Source organism: Lamprobacter sp. (assembly GCF_034860625.1).
In the GTDB taxonomy this organism is placed as follows: Bacteria; Pseudomonadota; Gammaproteobacteria; order Chromatiales; family Chromatiaceae; genus Lamprobacter.
Genome location: NZ_JAYESN010000431.1, coordinates 1 through 1888, shown reverse-complemented (window position 1 = coordinate 1888; position 1888 = coordinate 1). Strand labels below are relative to the sequence as shown.

Annotated in this window: 6 protein-coding genes; all 6 read left to right on the top strand. The window is 62.1% G+C overall.

What is annotated here, in order from left to right:
• The coding region (locus VBE63_RS28480) for a hypothetical protein (RefSeq protein WP_323686349.1) at positions 1 to 317 on the top strand (317 nt) is incomplete at its 5' end.
• Positions 318 to 455: 138 nt separating this feature from the next.
• On the top strand, positions 456 to 662 hold the full coding sequence (locus tag VBE63_RS28475) for a hypothetical protein (protein WP_323686348.1): 207 nt from the start codon (positions 456 to 458) through the stop codon (positions 660 to 662).
• The gene (locus VBE63_RS28470) at positions 649 to 879 is read left to right on the top strand and encodes a hypothetical protein (RefSeq protein WP_323686347.1); all 231 of its coding nucleotides are present in this window, start codon (positions 649 to 651) and stop codon (positions 877 to 879) included. Before VBE63_RS28475 ends, VBE63_RS28470 begins: the two co-directional genes overlap by 14 nt.
• Positions 867 to 1175, top strand: a complete 309-nt coding sequence (locus VBE63_RS28465; protein WP_323686346.1) for a nucleotidyltransferase family protein — start codon at positions 867 to 869, stop codon at positions 1173 to 1175. The genes VBE63_RS28470 and VBE63_RS28465 overlap by 13 nt, the downstream gene beginning before the upstream one ends.
• Positions 1165 to 1515, top strand: a complete 351-nt coding sequence (locus tag VBE63_RS28460) for a DUF86 domain-containing protein (protein WP_323686345.1) — start codon at positions 1165 to 1167, stop codon at positions 1513 to 1515. Before VBE63_RS28465 ends, VBE63_RS28460 begins: the two co-directional genes overlap by 11 nt.
• A complete protein-coding gene (locus tag VBE63_RS28455) occupies positions 1512 to 1865 on the top strand; it encodes a virulence RhuM family protein (RefSeq protein WP_323686344.1) in 354 nt (117 codons plus the stop codon). Before VBE63_RS28460 ends, VBE63_RS28455 begins: the two co-directional genes overlap by 4 nt.
• The last annotated feature ends 23 nt before the right edge of the window (positions 1866 to 1888 follow it).

Below are 1888 nucleotides of genomic sequence, written 5' to 3'. Positions count from 1 at the left end.
GACGCAACCACCCCACTCGGAGCCTCTCCATGACCGCTGCCGCATTCCGCCCGCCACCCGGCGGCCTCCTCCTGCTGTTACTGCCGTTGCTCCTGCTTGGCCTGCACTACGGCTACGAGGCCTACATCGCCGACGCCTGCCTCGAGCGCGGTGGCTCCTTCGATTACGAGAGCTGGAGTTGCTCGGTCAGCGCCCAGTTTGACGCCGCACGCCCCTATCTGCACCGGCATTGGGGCAAGGCTGTCGTAGCGCTGAGCTTCTCGCTCAGTGGGCTGATCGTTTTAGGGTTGAGCTGGCTACGGCATCGTCGGCATTGATGATGGATCACGCCAGAAAACAGTGTTGTCGCTACCTGAAACAGCTTATGGGGAGTCGTGGCGAGCCACCTCTTCCTCCATGGCGCTCTACGAAAACGCGGGTTCTAAACCGCAACTGCTCGACGAAGGAGTCAATCCATGACCGATACCCAAGCGCCGGCTGTCCCGTGCGAACGCGACACCGATCTGGTCAATGCCGAAATCGCCCTGCAGCGCGCCGCGCTACGCGCCCGCGAGAAGGCGTGGCGCCACGGCTTACCGGTGGTCTATTCCGAGGACGGGGTCATCAAGTACGAGTATCCGCCAACGACGAATGAATCGAGCGACGAGCATGCTTCGACATAAAGGCGGTCTCACCATTCCAGCATCGGAGGATGTGGCGGGGATTTGCGAGGACAAGGACGGTGCCACGCTCGCTGAACGGTTCCGGGATCTGTTCAAGGACACTCAGGCGTTGCCGCGAGCCGCGATGCTTGCGGATGTCGAGATCGCCGCGCAGATCGATGCCGTGCGCAATGGGCGACTTGCTCAGGTTCCGGGAACGTCACGATGCACCCCCTGATCGCCACTCAGCACTCCGCTATCGCCAACATCTGCCGGCGCTACCAGGTACGACGCCTGGAGGTCTTCGGCTCCGCCGCGCGCGGCACGGATTTTGATCCCGAGCGCAGCGATGCCGACTTCCTGGTGGAGTTCGCGCCGGATGCCGAGGCCGATCTGGGTGGCTGGTTCAGCGTCCGAACCGAGTTGGAACGCCTGCTTGGGCGTGGCGTCGATCTGGTGGAATACCCGGCTGTACGCAACCCCTACGTGCGCGCCGACATCGAACGGACCCGGGAGCTGGTCTATGCCACGTGACCCGCGCGCCTATCTGTGGGATGTCCGCGAGGCTGTCGCGGACATTCAGGGTTTCGTCGCCGGTCTGGATCTGTCGGCCTATGTCGCAAGCGGCCTGGTGCATTCCGCCGTGGAGCGCAAATTCGAGATCATCGGCGAGGCGCTCAACCAGCTCGCGAAGCTCGATCCCGTGCTCGCCGAGCGCGTGCCACGTCTGCCCGAGATCGTTGCCTTTCGCAACCAGTTGATCCACGGTTATGCGGCGATTGCGCATGAACGGGTGTGGGCGACGATCCAGACGGCTCTGCCAACCTTGGCTGAGACAGTACAGGCCCTTTTAACGGAGTTGGGCGAGGAATGAACAGCAAAGACCGATCTTCCCACGACGACGCCAAGGGCCAGTTCCTCGTCTACGAGGCCGAGGACGGGCGGGTCAAACTGGAGGTCCGCCTAGAGAACGAGACGGTTTGGCTGACCCAAGCCGATATGGCACGGCTGTTTCAGTGTTCCGCCGACAACATTTCGCTGCACCTGAAGAATATCTATGACGAGGGCGAGCTCAGACTGAAAGCAACGACCGAGGATTTCTCGGTAGTTCGTCAGGAGGAGCCTCGCCGGGTTCGGCGAACCCTGACCTTTTACAACCTCGACGCCATCATCTCGGTCGGCTACCGAGTGAAGAGCCATGTGGCGACCCGCTTCCTGATCTAGGCCACCCAGCCTCCGAAGGAACC

What these genes read in the sequence shown, in the direction of transcription:
- VBE63_RS28460 (WP_323686345.1), top strand. Translation starts at nt 1,165, where the DNA reads ATGCCACGTGACCCGCGCGCCTATCTGTGGGATGTCCGCGAGGCTGTC.
- VBE63_RS28455 (WP_323686344.1), top strand. Translation starts at nt 1,512, where the DNA reads ATGAACAGCAAAGACCGATCTTCCCACGACGACGCCAAGGGCCAGTTC.
- VBE63_RS28470 (WP_323686347.1), top strand. Translation starts at nt 649, where the DNA reads ATGCTTCGACATAAAGGCGGTCTCACCATTCCAGCATCGGAGGATGTG.
- VBE63_RS28475 (WP_323686348.1), top strand. Translation starts at nt 456, where the DNA reads ATGACCGATACCCAAGCGCCGGCTGTCCCGTGCGAACGCGACACCGAT.
- VBE63_RS28465 (WP_323686346.1), top strand. Translation starts at nt 867, where the DNA reads ATGCACCCCCTGATCGCCACTCAGCACTCCGCTATCGCCAACATCTGC.